This window comes from Nioella sp. MMSF_3534 (genome assembly GCF_030732985.1).
GTDB lineage: Bacteria > Pseudomonadota > Alphaproteobacteria > Rhodobacterales > Rhodobacteraceae > Nioella.
Window position 1 is genome coordinate 36,826 of the sequence record NZ_JASHJX010000021.1, and the last position, 14,270, is coordinate 51,095.

12 protein-coding genes are annotated in these 14,270 nt (G+C 64.6%); 3 read left to right on the top strand and 9 right to left on the bottom strand.

Annotation, left to right across the window (positions count from 1 at the left end; all coding sequences use genetic code 11):
* Window positions 1-6 precede the first annotated feature (6 nt).
* The gene (locus RBB16_RS10540) at window positions 7-603 is read right to left on the bottom strand and encodes a helix-turn-helix domain-containing protein (protein WP_306046131.1); all 597 of its coding nucleotides are present in this window, start codon (window positions 601-603) and stop codon (window positions 7-9) included.
* A gap of 86 nt (window positions 604-689) precedes the next feature.
* On the opposite strand from RBB16_RS10540, the gene RBB16_RS10545 reads away from it, so the two are divergent.
* Window positions 690-1,145 (top strand): cupin domain-containing protein, encoded by a 456-nt coding sequence (locus tag RBB16_RS10545; RefSeq protein WP_306046132.1) that lies wholly within the window; start codon window positions 690-692, stop codon window positions 1,143-1,145.
* Window positions 1,146-1,175: 30 nt separating this feature from the next.
* Here the strand turns inward: RBB16_RS10545 and RBB16_RS10550 are convergent, their stop codons facing one another.
* From RBB16_RS10550 to xylF, 6 genes are all read right to left on the bottom strand, one after another.
* The gene (locus RBB16_RS10550) at window positions 1,176-2,051 is read right to left on the bottom strand and encodes a DMT family transporter (protein ID WP_306046133.1); all 876 of its coding nucleotides are present in this window, start codon (window positions 2,049-2,051) and stop codon (window positions 1,176-1,178) included.
* A 40-nt stretch (window positions 2,052-2,091) separates the two neighbouring features.
* Window positions 2,092-4,122, bottom strand: coding sequence for an NADH:flavin oxidoreductase (locus tag RBB16_RS10555; protein WP_306046134.1), 2,031 nt, complete (start codon window positions 4,120-4,122; stop codon window positions 2,092-2,094).
* Window positions 4,123-4,126: 4 nt separating this feature from the next.
* The gene (locus RBB16_RS10560; RefSeq protein ID WP_306046135.1) at window positions 4,127-5,683 is read right to left on the bottom strand and encodes a trimethylamine methyltransferase family protein; all 1,557 of its coding nucleotides are present in this window, start codon (window positions 5,681-5,683) and stop codon (window positions 4,127-4,129) included.
* A 160-nt stretch (window positions 5,684-5,843) separates the two neighbouring features.
* Complete coding sequence (locus tag RBB16_RS10565; RefSeq protein ID WP_306046136.1) at window positions 5,844-6,596, bottom strand: ATP-binding cassette domain-containing protein; 753 nt, start codon at window positions 6,594-6,596, stop codon at window positions 5,844-5,846.
* Window position 6,597: 1 nt separating this feature from the next.
* Window positions 6,598-7,893 (bottom strand): sugar ABC transporter permease, encoded by a 1,296-nt coding sequence (locus tag RBB16_RS10570; RefSeq protein WP_306046137.1) that lies wholly within the window; start codon window positions 7,891-7,893, stop codon window positions 6,598-6,600.
* 91 nt (window positions 7,894-7,984) lie between these two features.
* Window positions 7,985-9,013 (bottom strand): D-xylose ABC transporter substrate-binding protein, encoded by a 1,029-nt coding sequence (gene xylF / locus RBB16_RS10575; RefSeq protein WP_306046138.1) that lies wholly within the window; start codon window positions 9,011-9,013, stop codon window positions 7,985-7,987.
* A 180-nt stretch (window positions 9,014-9,193) separates the two neighbouring features.
* On the opposite strand from xylF, the gene RBB16_RS10580 reads away from it, so the two are divergent.
* Together RBB16_RS10580 and RBB16_RS10585 are read left to right on the top strand one after the other, a co-directional pair.
* On the top strand, window positions 9,194-10,411 hold the full coding sequence (locus tag RBB16_RS10580) for an ROK family transcriptional regulator (protein WP_306046139.1): 1,218 nt from the start codon (window positions 9,194-9,196) through the stop codon (window positions 10,409-10,411).
* Window positions 10,401-11,915 carry a CRTAC1 family protein gene (locus tag RBB16_RS10585; RefSeq protein WP_306046140.1) on the top strand — a complete coding sequence of 505 codons (1,515 nt, stop codon included), beginning with the start codon at window positions 10,401-10,403 and terminating at the stop codon, window positions 11,913-11,915. Before RBB16_RS10580 ends, RBB16_RS10585 begins: the two co-directional genes overlap by 11 nt.
* Before the next feature lie 62 nt (window positions 11,916-11,977).
* Here RBB16_RS10585 and RBB16_RS10590 read toward each other — a convergent pair whose 3' ends face one another.
* Complete coding sequence (locus RBB16_RS10590; protein WP_306046141.1) at window positions 11,978-13,282, bottom strand: cytochrome-c peroxidase; 1,305 nt, start codon at window positions 13,280-13,282, stop codon at window positions 11,978-11,980.
* The gene (locus RBB16_RS10595; protein WP_306046142.1) at window positions 13,279-14,265 is read right to left on the bottom strand and encodes an aldose epimerase family protein; all 987 of its coding nucleotides are present in this window, start codon (window positions 14,263-14,265) and stop codon (window positions 13,279-13,281) included. Before RBB16_RS10595 ends, RBB16_RS10590 begins: the two co-directional genes overlap by 4 nt.
* Between the last annotated feature and the right edge of the window lie 5 nt (window positions 14,266-14,270).

A 14,270-nucleotide genomic window follows, 5' to 3' on the forward strand; every position in this document is an offset into this window, starting at 1 on the left:
CTGCGCTCAGCCAATTGCATCCCGAGCGACGGACCCTAGAAACCGGTCAAGTATGGCCTGCGTCATGGTCGATACCGCCTCCCGCGCCTGCTCTGGCCCCGCACCGGCCACATCCAGCAGCGCCGTCATCGCCTCGATCCCGGTCGCGGGTGCGAGGGCCCGAACCAACGCATCCTGATCTTGCCGCGTCAGCCCGCCGTCGTCATCTGCCAGCGCCTGCCGGTACATGCTGATACGGCGCGCGCCCCGGCGGACATCGCCCGTACCCGACGCCGAAACCGTCAGCGTCCGCCCGAGGAACTGGCGAAAGCCCATTTCGTTTTCGAGCGCGAGATCGAGGAAATAGAGGTTGATGGCGAGTAGACACTCCCGCAGGCCCGCTGTGCCTAGCGTGATCTCCTCATAGGATTTCACCTCGATATCCAGCATTGCCTCCGACACGAGAATATCGGGGTCCGAGAAGTAGCGGTAGGCCGTGGCCTTTGACACGCCATGCCGCTCTGCCGCAGCCGCAACAGTGACAGGAGCGCCCTCGCCCAACAACTGGCGGGCGCCGTCCAGTATCGCCTTTCGCGTGCGTTCCCTCTGGGAGTGTCTGGTCATGGTCATCCCGATCTTTTTGTGAGACACTTGTCTCATAATGGGATTACTGTATCATTCACTTGGGAATCACGCAAAGGAAATCTCTAATGACCAATCGTGCACGGACATATAACGTCTTGAACATCCTGATGAAATTTCACGCCTTCCCAGATGAAGTGGACGGGAAATACTGTCTTGTGGAATGCACCGTTCCGCCAGGTGCCGGGGCACCCCCCAACCATCACGCTGGCGAAACGGAAGGGTTTTTCGTCCTTGGCGGGCAGATCGGATTCATGATCGATGGAAAGGAAATTCTTGCCGGCGAGGGGGATTTCATCTCGATCCCTGACGGGGCTGTTCACGCCTTCCAGGCCGTGGGTGACACGCCCGCGCGGCTTCTGATCCTGAACAGCCCCGGTCGCATGCACGAAGATTTCTTCACTGGGATCGGCACGGCCCTACCGGACGGCCAGACCGAATTGCCGACCCCGTCCGAGCCCGACATCCCCGCGGTTCTGAAGAAGGCCGAGGCGGTCGGCATGACCATCATGGCCCCGGCATAGGCGACCTGACCGCGCGCTGGCGGAACGTCGCTAGCGCGCCACCGGTACCCGGCGGCTGCGGCGCAGGGCAATGAGGTTCGACACCAGAAGTGCCCCGATCACCACCGCGCCGCCGAAAAGCGCCCAGATGCCCGGGTCTTCCCCCACCACGGCCCAGACCAGAAGCGGCGCGAGCACCGATTCCAGCAGGATCAGAAGCGCCACCTCCGCCGAACTCAGGTAGCGCGGGCCAAGGACCAGAAGGCAGGAGGAGGCGCCGATAATGGCGCCATGGGCCAGGAAGAGCGGCCATTCCGTCCGCAACGGTTCCATCGGGTCTGCGAAGAAAGACATCATAAGTGCGGCAAGGAAATAGGCCACCGGCACCGCCGGGATCATCGAGGTTTCGCGCAGCCGCCGCACCGCCGTCAGCGCGGCAGCGAAGGAGGCGGAGGTGTAAAGCGCCCAGAGATCGCCCTTCCAGGACGCCAGCTCGTTCTCGCCCGAGCCATAGGCGATGATCCCGAGCCCCGCCAGAACGGCGGCGATGGTCCACAGCATCCGCCGCGTGATCGGCTCGCCCAGAAAAACGCGGCTGAAGACGGCTGCGAAGATGGGCATGGAGGCAAGGATGAACACCACATTCGCCACGCTCGTATGGGCCACCGCCATGACGAAACCCGGCGCGGTCGAGGCCAGCAGAACGGTGTAGATCACCCCCGGCCAGCCGGTGCGCAACACGGCGCGAAAACCGCTCAACCCCTGGAAGGCCAGCACGGCGGAGGCGACCAGAAGCCCCGCGATCAGCCCGCGCCAGAAGACGATCACCGTGGGTTCGGCCACGATAAGCCGCACGAAAAGCGAATCAGGCACCACCAGCAGGACGCCGCAGGTAGTGATCAAAAGGCCCTTGAGATGGTCGGTCATGGCGGTGACAGAGCGGCAAAGCGCGGGAAAAGTAAATCCCTCATAGGGACTTGCAGACCCTCAGCGCATCGTAAACGGCGGCATGGATGTTTCGCCCCGCCACCGCATCCCCGATCCGGGCCAGCCGGTAGCGGCCTTGCGGGTTCAGTGGCCGGAACGGGTCGGTGCCCGCGATCATGGCGGCTTGGTCAAGCTGGCCGAGGTTGGACGAACCTTGCTTCAGCGCGTGGTAAAGCGCGTCCGACGGCGTCAGCCCATGTTCCACCACGACGTGATCAACGCTCCGCGTGACTGTCTCTCCGGTCAGCACGTGGCGCAGCGTGGCGATGCGGGTTGGGCCATCCGCCTCGACGCGGGTCAATTCGTGCAGGCAGGTCATCCGCAACCCGTCGCGGGCCAACTGGCGCAGGGCAACGGCGGAGGTCGTGGGGCCGAGATCGTGCAGCGGGCTGCGGTCGGGCGTGACCAGTTCCACTGCGCATCCCATCTCGGCCAGCGCATCGGCGGTGACGGCACCGGGCTGGTCGCCTGCCTCGTCCATCAGCAGGACCGCGCCGGTGGGCCGGGCCGCGCCGGAGAGCACATCCCAACCGGACAGGGTCAGGTCGCCCCCGGGGATCGCGGGCGGCTCCGGCCAGCCGCCGGTGGCGATGATGACCGTATCGGGCGCTTCTGCCAACACGTCCCCAGCCTCGGCATAGCAGTTGAGGCGGGTCTCGACACCGAGCCGCTCCACCTCCGCGATCAGCCAGTCGGCCACGCCCCGAACCTGCCGCCGCACCCTGCCTTTGCACGCGAGCAGCAACTGCCCGCCAAGGCGATCCGCCGCTTCTAAAAGCACCACGTCATGACCGCGAAGCGCGGCAACCCGCGCCGCCTCCAGCCCGCCGGGGCCGCCGCCCACGACGACCACCTTGCGACGGGTGTCAGCGGGGGCAATCACATGCGGCATCACGGCTTCGCGCCCCGTTGCGGCGTTGTGCCCGCAGACGGCGGGTTTGCCCTGGTTCACGCGATCCACACAAGCCCCGAGGCCGACGCAGGGGCGGATCCGATCCTCCTCCCCCCGCATCAGTTTCGCCACCAGATGCGGATCGGCGATATGGGCGCGGGTCATGCCGACAAGGTCCACATGCCCTTCGCTGACCGCATGGCGGGCGGTGGCCAGATCGGCGATGCCACCGGCATGGATCACGGGCAGCCCCGTCGCCTGCCGGATGCGGCCCGCAATGGGCAGATGCGGGGCGGAGGGCATGCCCATGGGCGGCACCCACCCGGCAAGGCCGAGATCGTCATAGGGCGCACCGGCGAGGATATTCAGAAAGTCCACCTGCCCCGTATCCACCAGCATCCGGGCGACCGCCACGCAATCATCGGCGGACAGCCCGGCCTCGTCCAATTCATCCCCGGTCATGCGGATGCCGAGGATCATCTCGGGCCCCACGACGGCGCGCACGGCATCCAGAACCTCCAGCGTCAGGCGCAGCCGGTTTTCCAGCGGCCCGCCATAGTCGTCCTGCCGGTCATTCACCAAGGGCGACAGGAACTGCCCCAGAAGATGCGAATGCGACAGCAGCTCGATCCCGTCGAACCCGCCCTCCTGACAGCGGCGGGCAGCGGCGGCAAAGTCGCCCACCACCCGCGCGATATCCTCCCGTTCCATCACTTTCGGAAACGCCCGGTGCGCCCGTTCGCGCCGCCCGGAGGGTCCCATCACCGGCAGCCAATGGCCATCGTCCCAGGCGGTGCGCCGCCCCATATGGGTGATCTGGCACATGATCGCCGCGCCGTGCGACTTCACACCATCGGTCAGCCGCCGGAACCACGGCACGATGCTGTCATCGCCCGCGTAAAGCTGCCCAAAGACCGAGGGGCTGTCGGGCGCGATATTGGTCGACCCGCCCACCATGGTCATGCCGATCCCGCCTTTCGCCTTCTCTTCGTGATAGAGCCTGTAGCGGTCGCGCGGGTGGCCATCCTCGACAAGGTTCGGGGCGTGCGCGGTCGAGATGATCCGGTTGCGGATCGTCAGGTGGCGCAGCTGGTAGGGTTCCAGCAGGGAGTCGGCCATGCGGTCAGAACTCCTGATTCAGGGCGTCCGCAGCGGGAATTTCCCGCTCGCGCCGGGCAATGTACTCCAGAAGTGCTTCGTTCTTTGCCGGATCGAGCATTGGTTCCTCATATTCTCGCAAGAGCTTCCGCGCATGGGTCAGGGCCCGTTCGGTGATCTCTTTCGAGCCTTCTGCAACCCACTGCTCGATGGAGTTGTTATCGAAAAGCTCCGGCATGAAGAAAGCGCGCTGAAAGTTCTCCTGCGTATGCGGGTGGCCGAGGTAATGCCCCCCCGGCCCGATATCAGTGACCGCCGCGATGCCTTCGTCGAAATCGTCCCACCTTGGTCCTTCCGCCATGCGGTAGGCCATGGCGCATTGTTCCGCGTCCACCACGAACTTGGCGACGGAACAGTGCATCCCGGCCTCGTTCCAGCCTGCCGAATGCCAGATGTAGTTGGCCCCCGCATGCATGACTGCCGACAGGGTCGTCGCACTTTCATAGCCTGCCTGCGCGTCGAAGGTCTTGGCCCCGCCAAGCGTGTTCGACGTGCGCCAGGGGACGCCATAGAACCGCGCCATCTGGCCGATCATGAAATTCATCAGGCTGATCTCTGGCGTGCCTGCCATGGGGGCACCGGATTTCATGGACACGGTCGAAAGGTAATGCCCATAGATCGCCGGGCAGCCCTTACGGATCACCTGCGTGTAGGCCAGTGCTGACAGCGCCTCTGCGTTCAGCTGCGCCACGGCGGGCGCGACCGATGCGGGCGTGTTGGCCCCGCCAAGCACGAAGGGGGAGCACAGAACCGGCTGGTTGCGGCGGCAGAACGCCCGCATCGCGCCAAGCATGGTTTCGTCCCACACAAGCGGGCTGTTGCCGTTGCAATTGCCGGTGGTCACAGGGTGGGTTTCGAGGAAGTCCTCGCCGAACAGGATCGCGCACATCTCCATCACGTCCTCGGCATTCTTCGGGCTGGTGGTCATGCCCATGAAGGTCTTGTCCGAGTGCTTCATCGAGGAATAGGTGATCCGCAGATGCCGCTGGCTGATCGGGTGGTCGTAGGGTTCCACGATGTGATGCGCGCTGGAATGCAGCGCAGGCGACATATGGCTGAGCTTGTGGAACATCGCGAGATCGGCCAGCGTGGGGTTTCTGCGCACATCGTCAAGGTCGCGCAGGAACGGAGCGCCTGTCATCGGCACGAAGATCGAATGCCGCCCGCCAAGCCGCACATTGTTCGCCGGGTTGCGGGCGTGATAGGTGAAGTCGGACGGGATCGTCGCAATCAGCTCTCGCACCAACCCGCGATCCAGGTGAACGCGCTCTCCCCGCACATCCGCGCCCACGCGTTTCCAATCCGCCAGAGCAATAACATCGCGGAACACAACGCCGACGTTTTCGAGGATGTCCATCGAGGCGTTGTCGATGCGTTCCACCTGCGCGCCGTCCATCACTTCGCAATGCGGCAGCACATTGGTCAGGCCCGGCAGCATCCGGCTGTCGGTCATCATCCGCTGGCTGCGGCGGGCGTTGCGGCCACCGGCACGGGCGCGGGGCTTGAGGGCGGTATCGGACATGGGCGGTCTCCATCCTGAGGGTGGATCAACTTGACCGCGCTTCGCCCCGCAGCACCTGCCCGAATGCGAAACGCCCTTGCAGGATACGACATGGGCGTGCATCGCCAACGAAAAACGGCGGCCCCATGGGACCGCCGCCTTGCTGAACTCTCGCCCCTTGTCAGGCGGCGTTTTCATGCGGGTGCTTGCCGAGGATGATCATGCCGAGAAGGTCGTCATCCGTCACCTCGTTCACATTGACCGTGCCGACAAGCTGACCGTTCTTCATCACGCTGGCCCGGTCGCAGAGGTTCATGACCTGATGCACATCATGGTCGATCAGGAAAATCCCGATCCCTTCTGCCTTCAGCTGCTGGATCAGCTCCGCCACCATCTGGGTTTCGTGGGGGCCAAGCGCCGCGGTCGGTTCGTCCATGATCAGGATACGCGCGTTGAAGTAGACGGCACGCGCAATGGCGACCGACTGGCGCTGACCGCCGGACAGGGCCGACACGGGCGCGTTGAACTTCTGGAAGTTCGGGTTGAGACGCCCCATGATCTTGCGCGTCTCCGCCTCCATCGCCGCATCGTCGACCAGCCCGAAGGGGGTCACAAGCTCCCGCCCGAGGAACAGGTTGGAAGCCGCATCGAGGTTATCGGCCAGCGCGAGCGTCTGGTAGATGGTCTCGATATTATGCGCCCGTGCATCGCGTGGGTTGTTGATGGTGACCTTCTCTCCGTTGATGAAGATCTGGCCGCCATCGGGCTGATAGGCGCCCGACAGCATCTTGATCAGGGTCGACTTGCCCGCGCCGTTATGGCCAAGCAGGCCCACGACCTCACCGGGTTGCAGGTCGACCGTGACATGATCGACCGCCTTGATCCCGCCGAAGGAGATCGACATGTCGCGCATTTCTACGAGTGGTGCAGTCATATCAGTGATCCCCCGTGCGCTTGCGATAGATGATATCGATCAGCACGGCTGCAACCAGCACGACACCGACAACGATGTTCTGGTAGGGCGCATCGACGCCGACCATGGCCATGCCCGATTGCAGCGACTGCATGATCAAGGCCCCCAGGATCGCCCCGTGGATGGTGCCAAGACCGCCAGAGAGCGCCGTACCGCCAATGACCGCCGCCGCGATGACGCGCAGTTCATCGAGCGTACCGATATCGTTGGTGTGGTTGGCCAGACGGGCCGAGGCCACAACCGCCGAGATCGCGCAGAGCGCGCCCATCAGGGCAAAGATCTTGACCGTCAGCATGCGGGTGTTGATGCCAGAGAGTTCCGCTGCGTCTGGATTGCCGCCGGTGGCGAAGATATAGCGGCCAAGCCGGGTGCGGCGGGCCAGAACCGTCATCGCGATGGCGATACCGATAAGCAGCAGCACCGAGATGGGCAGGCCATAGGTTGTGGTGAACCCTTCGGGCATCACCTCGCCCCGCGCCTCGAACATGCGGCGCAGGCGGGCGGTGGGGATCTCGTAAGAGTTCAGAACCCAGATGAAGCCCATGATGGCAGAGGCGATGATTGCCGACAGGGTCAGTTCGGCCCAGACCGGCTTGACCGGGAAGCCATGGCTCGCCTTCGACCGGCGCCCGTTCCACATCGCGGCAATGGCGGCAACCGTCAGAACCCCGCCGACGATCCACGAAAGGCTCGGCCCGAGCGTGCCGTTGATACCGCCAAAGGCCATGAAGGTTTCGTCAAGCGGGCCGATGGTCTGACCGCGGGTCAGGAACCAGCCGACATTGCGCCAGACCAGCAGACCGCCAAGCGTCACGATAAAGGCCGGGATGGTCAGGTAGCCGACTAGATAGCCGTGGAAGGCCCCGATCAGGGCACCGGCGGCGATGCCGACGACAATCGTGATCGGCGCGATCAGCGGATGGCCAAGCCCCAGCCCCATCATGTTGGGCAGGATATCGGTCTGGGTCATCGCCATGATCGCCGAACAGGTGGCCAACAGCGCACCGACGCTCAGGTCGATATGGCGGGTGACGATGATGAAGACCATGCCACAGGCCATGATGGCCACGGATACGGTCTGAATCGTCAGGTTGAAGATATTGCGCGGGGTCAGGAAGCGACCTTCCGTGATGAAATCGAACCCGATGCAAAGGATGATGAAGGCGCCAACCATACCCAATAGACGCGTATCCAGCTCCAGTTGCTGGACGAAACTCTTGCGCTGCGGGGGAATTGGCTGAGACGTGGTGTCGGTCATGTCCGGACTCCAGAGTTCAGCGTGTCTGGTGGTGATACGCCCCGGCGGGGCGGGGCGTATCGGGTGCTACACTATGCAGTGTATCACAGGATTAGCTGCAAGGCGCGGGGCCGTCGGTAACACCCTGGCAGAGCGTTTCCAGATCGATCCAGCCAGCATCGACAACGACGCTCAGGTTGGCTGCGGTGATCGGAACCGGTGCAAGGAACATCGAGGTCATGGTGGTGCCAGACGGGCTGGTCCATTCCTGTGCGCCTTCGACATCGGCCATTGCGGTGCCCTGTGCCAGTGCGACGGCGATTTCACCGGCTGCACGGCCCAGATCACGGGCGTCTTTCCACACCGACACGGTCTGGGTGCCAAGGGCAACACGGTTCAGCGCGGCGTGGTCGCCATCCTGGCCGGAAACCGGGATACCTTCCATGCCCTGCGCGGTCAGAGCGGCGACAACACCACCTGCGGTGCCGTCATTCGAGGCCACGACAGCGTCAACGCCGTTGTCGGTCGCGGTCAGGATCTGCTCCATGTTGCGCTGTGCGTTGGCGGGCAGCCAGCCATCGGTGTAGGCCTCGCCCACGATCTCGATCTCACCGGCGTCGATTGCGGCTTGCAGGACTTCCTGCTGACCGCCGCGCAGGAAGTCTGCGTTCGGGTCAGTGGGCGAGCCCTTGATCATGACGTAACGGCCAGAGGGCGCTGCCTCCAGAACCGCGCGGGCCTGCATCCGGCCCACTTCGACGTTGTCGAACGTCAGGTAGAAGGCGCGGGGATCTTCGATCAGGCGGTCATACGCGATGACCGGGATGCCTTCGTCGGCAGCGGCCTGAACGGCCGGGCCAATGGCTGCTGCGTCCTGGGCCAGGATGATCAGCGCGTCAACGCCCTGAGCGATCAGGCTTTCGATATCCGACAGCTGCTTGGATGCGGACGACTGCGCGTCGGCCGAGATGTATTCGGCGCCAGCGGCTTCCAGAGCGGCGACAATGGCCGCTTCGTCGGTTGCCCAACGTTCTTCCTGGAAGTTGGACCAGCTGACCCCAACGGTGATGTCCTGCGCAAAGGCAGCGGTGGTCATGGTTGCCGCAAACACCGTTGCTGCGGCTGCTTTGAGAAACTTCATGCTTTCCTCCCTGTGATACCTGGCCGGGTCCCGTTCAACCGAGAGTCCGCCATGTGAATCTGTCCTAGCACTATTTTTTTCAAAGATCAAATTAAATGATGAAGCCAGTGCCAAAGTCCTGCCCAACACTTCCCTTGCTGAATTATTTTTTTTAGTGAATTATACCTGCGGGAGGACTCCGTGGCAGGACATCAACGCATATCGACCGCGAATGATCAGCGCGAAAACGGACGCCAGCAGGTGTTTGAAGCCATCCGCCAGGCGGGGCGAATCGCCCGAATCGACATCGCCCGCGAAACGCAGGTCAGCCCGGCCACCGTCACCGCCATCACCTCGGAACTGCTGAGCGCCGGGCTGATCGAGGAAATTACCCCCGAAGGCGACCGCACGGGTGCCAAACGAGGCCGCCCCCGTGTCGCGCTCAAGGTCCGCGGCGCGGCGCATCTGATCGCGGGTATTAAGATCTCGGACCGTTCGGCCACCGTGATCCTCGTCGATTTCGAAGGCCAGACTGTGGGTGAATACGATCACGAGCTTCCCGGCCCGGTCATGTCGCCCGAAGAGATGGTCTCGCTCGTCATGCGCGCCCTTGCCGGGGCCTGCAATGCCGCCGGACGCGACATCAGCGAAGTGTCCGGCGTCGGCCTCGGCATTGCCGGGCTGATCGACGCGACCCGCAATTTCGTGCACTGGTCCCCGTCCCTCGATCAACGCAACGTGGAACTGGGGCGCATGCTGTCCGATGCCATGCCGGTTCCGTTCTACATGGACAATGACGCCAATCTGGTCGCCAAGGCCGAGCAACTGTTCGGAGAAGCGCGCAACGTGTCCGATTTCATCGTCATCACCATCGAACAGGGTGTCGGCATGGGCATCGTGATCGACGGGCGTATCTATCGGGGCGAACGCGGCTGCGGGGCGGAGTTCGGCCACACCAAGGTGCAGCTCGACGGCGCGCTCTGCCGTTGCGGGCAACGCGGCTGCCTGGAGGCCTATGTGGGGGACTATGCCTTGTTGCGCGAGGCCAATATCCGCGGCAGCGCGCAGCCGGAGGACGATCTGTCGGCGCTCTACGCCCGTGCCAAGGCAGGCGATGCGATGGCGCGGTCCATCTTCGACCGGGCGGGTCGGATGTTCGCCATGGGGCTGGCCAATGTGATCAACATTTTCGACCCGAGCCTGGTGATCCTGTCCGGCGAACAGATGACCTTCGACTTTCTCTACGGGTCCGACGTGCTGGACCGGGTGAAATCCTCGGTGGTGCAGGTCGACGCGCCCCTGCCGGAGATCCGGGTGCATAAATGGGGCGACCTGATGTGGGCCAAAGGGGCCGCCGCCTGCGCGATGGAGGGGGTGTCGGAACTGACGATCCGCAACCTCGGTGCCGATGCGGCCTGAGCTATGCTTTGCGACCCTTCTGGTCTTGGCCGGACCTGCCGTGGCGGACCCGCTTTTTGCCCCGCGCCAGATTGCACCCCACAGCTACGAAGGCGGGTGGGAACATTTCGTGGGCGGCGGCGTGGCAGCCTTTGACTGTAGTGGCGATAGCCTGCCAGAGCTCTACGCGGCCGGTGGTGAAAACCCGGCGCAGCTCTTCCTGAATCGATCCGACCCCGGCAGCGATCTGGTTTTCGATGCGGTGGACAGTGCCCTGTCCCTGACCGGCGTCATCGGGGCCTACCCGCTCGATATCGACAGCGACGGGGTCATGGATCTCGCCATTCTGCGGGTTGGCGATAACGCCCTGATGCGCGGGCTTGGCGAGTGTCGCTTTGCCCCGTTCGAGGGGATCGGCTTTCAGACCGACGCACGCTGGACCACGGCCTTTTCCGCCACATGGGAAGCGGGCCAGACCCTGCCCACGCTCGCCTTCGGCAATTACGTGGACCGCACAGACCCCGAGGGCCCGTTCGAAGCCTGCGATGTGAACCATCTCTACCGTCCGCAGGGCGACAGCTACACCTCGCCGATGTCGCTTGAACCGGGGTTCTGCGCCTTGTCCATGCTGTTCACAGACTGGGGACGGCAGGGCCGCGCCGATCTGCGCGTCTCGAATGACCGGCACTACTACGTGCGCGGCGGCGAGGAACAGATGTGGGCGATGGAGCCTGAACCGCGCCTCTATGGGCCTCAGGACGGATGGAACAGCCACCAACTCTGGGGCATGGGCATTGCCTCGCGCGATCTGGATGGTGATGGGCTGTCAGAGGTCTACCTAACCTCCATGGGCGACCAGCGGTTGCAGGCGCTAGGCGAGGGGGCGGACGGCCCCAGCTATCTCGACGCCCCCTACGAAAGCGGCGCCACCGCGCACCGGCCCTATACGGGCGGCGACGGGCGGCCCTCGACCGGCTGGCACGCGGTGTTTGGCGATGTGGACAATGACGGGTGGGCCGATCTGTTCGTGGCAAAGGGCAATGTGGAACAGATGCCGGGCAGCGCCATGGAGGACCCCAACAACCTGCTTATGGGCAGCCCTGAGGGGCGCTTCACCGAAGCGGGACTTCAGGCTGGTGTGGCCAGCCTGCACCGAAGCCGGGGCGCGGCGCTTGCGGATCTGAACGGGGACGGGCTGCTGGATCTGGCAGTGCTGAACCGGCACATGCCACTGGAACTATATCAGAACGTCACGCCGGGAGCCGGTGCCTGGCTGCTGGTCGACGTCATCCAGGCGGGACCGAACCGCAATGCCATCGGGGCCTTCGTCGAACTGCGCATAGCGGACAGAACCTGGACCCAGGAAATCACCGTGGGTGGCGGCCATGCCGGCGGCGTCGCAGGGGCGCTGCATTTCGGCCTTGGCGACGCGGAGACGGCTGAGATCCGGGTGATCTGGCCGGATGGAGAGAGCGGCGATTGGCAGCCGGTCGAGGTCAATCAAAGGCTCACACTCGCACGCTGACGGTGGAGCGGCGCCAAGGATTTTCCAAAATCCTTCCAAGGGTCTTGCAAGACCCTTCCCCGCTACCGATCCACCGGCAAGCCGCTTGGCACGCGTTCTGGCACCCCCAAACGCCCCTCCGCGCCTGCCGTATCGGTCAACGACTCCAGAAACGCCACCAGGGCGGCAAGCTCATCGTCGCTCAACTGCACCGGCTCCAGCTCGTTCGCCGCCGCAATCGCCGCCATCTCGGCCGGATCATCCAGAATCCGCCAATCCTCCACCCCCTGCAAGACGGGCAATACCGCCTGGCTCCGATCATAGGCGTAGAGCGAACCGACCGGATCGAGATGATGCCGGATCACTCCCTCCAGCGTCGCATAGGCCCCCGCATGTCCGTAAGGCGCGGTGAGAGCCACGTTGCGCAAGGACGGCGTGCGGAAGGCATAGGCATCCTCCGGATCGCCAGTGACCCGCATCCGTCCCTCGTCGCGGGCATGGGTCTCGAACCGCGCGGCCTTTCCCGGGCCGATCTGCACCATGGCGATGGCGTGGAAATCGTGGTCGGTCTGGAAGCGGCCTGTATGGCAGTCTGCACAGCCAGCTTCGCCGTAGAACAGCGCCATCCCTCGCGCCGCTGCCTCGGGCAACTCGGCCTCACCGGCAAGATAGAGGTCAAACGGGCTGCGATCCGCCCGCCATTCGAAGCGGATGAAATCGGCGACGACGTTGGAAATGTCGGTAAAGTGGATCGGGGCGCCTTCACCCAAGACCGCGTCGAACCGGGCCCGGTATTCGGGGATCGCGGCAACGCGGTCTGCGATCTGGTCCCAGGCCCCGCCCGCCAGCGACAGATGGCCCATGCGCACCGCGCGGCTGATCGGGTTTTCCGAGTAATGCCCGGCCATTTCATCGGGCGAGAGCACCGGGAACATCGCCTGCGCCGAGAGGACGGAATCGAACCCTTCCGCCATCGCGTCGCCAAGCGGCGTGCGGATGCCGTTGGGCCGCGTCGGGTCCGCCTCCAGCCGCCCGTCATGGAACATATGAGTGAATTCGGAGGCCCCAAGGTTGAACAGCCCCGGCGCGTTCCGGGGAATACGCTGTTCGGGCAGGTTCTCGGGGTCCGCCACCCGATCCGGCCCCAACCCATGCGCCCCGTCGCCAAGCGACAGCGACACCCCGTCAGAGGTGCCGAAGCGCGGGTGGTGGCAGGTGGCGCAGGACACCTCCTGATTGCCCGACAGGATCGGATCGTAGAACAGCAGCTGCCCCAGTTCGACGCGGGCGGGGTCGGTCTCGACAAACTCCGCGGGCGGGAACGCAGGTTGTGACAGCACGGGCAACGCAATGAGCGCCGGGATCAGGGCCACAGGCAACCGTTTCATTCTGGAACCTCCATGATCTCGACCGTCAGCCGCTGATGATAGGGCTGCTCCGGCGTCACGATGATCGACGGAAATGTGGGGCAGTTGACGGCATTGGGAAAGCCCTGCGGCTCCAATGCGATCCCGGCCCAGGGGGCGATGCGCTGGCCCGCATGGGCACTGCGCAGATTGGGCAACCCATGCCCGGTATAGACCTGTAGTCCCGGCTGATCCGACCACATGCGCAGGTGCAAACCGTTCGGGGCCAGAAGCTCCGCCACCGGCCTTGCCGGGTCGCGACCCTCGGGCAGCACGAAGTTGAGGTCGGTTCCCATACCCTCCGGGTCAGCCTCGACCAGCACGGCCCCGGCGCGGAAATCGTGGCGGGTGCTCTTGACCGGGGCGATGTCCCCGGTCGGGATCAGGGAGCTGTCTACGGGCGTATAGCGGTCGGCCGGGCAGGTGAAACGCGCGGCACGTGACAGATGCTCGGTGCCGAGGCTGTAATAGCTGTGCTGCGCCATGTTGATCGGCGTGGGCCGGTCCACGGTGGCCGCCATGTCATAGGTCACGCGCGCGCCGTCGAGCCGCACGGTCACCTCGAAACTGGCCCGGCCCGGATAGCCTTCCTCGCCGTCGGGCGAGACATAGGTAAAGCGCACGGCCCGCGCGCCTTCCGTCTCTGCCTGCCAGATGCGGGAATGCAGCCCGCCCGCGCCGCCATGCAGCTGGTTCGCGCCTTCGTTTGCGGTCAGCCGATGGTCCCGACCGTCAAGCGAGAACCGCGCCCCGCCGATGCGGTTGGCCACACGCCCCGCGATCACGCCCATATAGGTGGGGTTCTGCAGGTACTCCGCCGGGTCGTCGAAGCCCAGAACCACCGGCACCGAGGTTCCGCCAAGCGGCACCCACCAGCCCCGCGTGATGCAGCCCAGGTTGAGGAGCGAGAGCGCAACGCCCCCGTCCTCCAACCTGAACTCTCGGATGTCCCCGGCGCGTGGCATGTCCC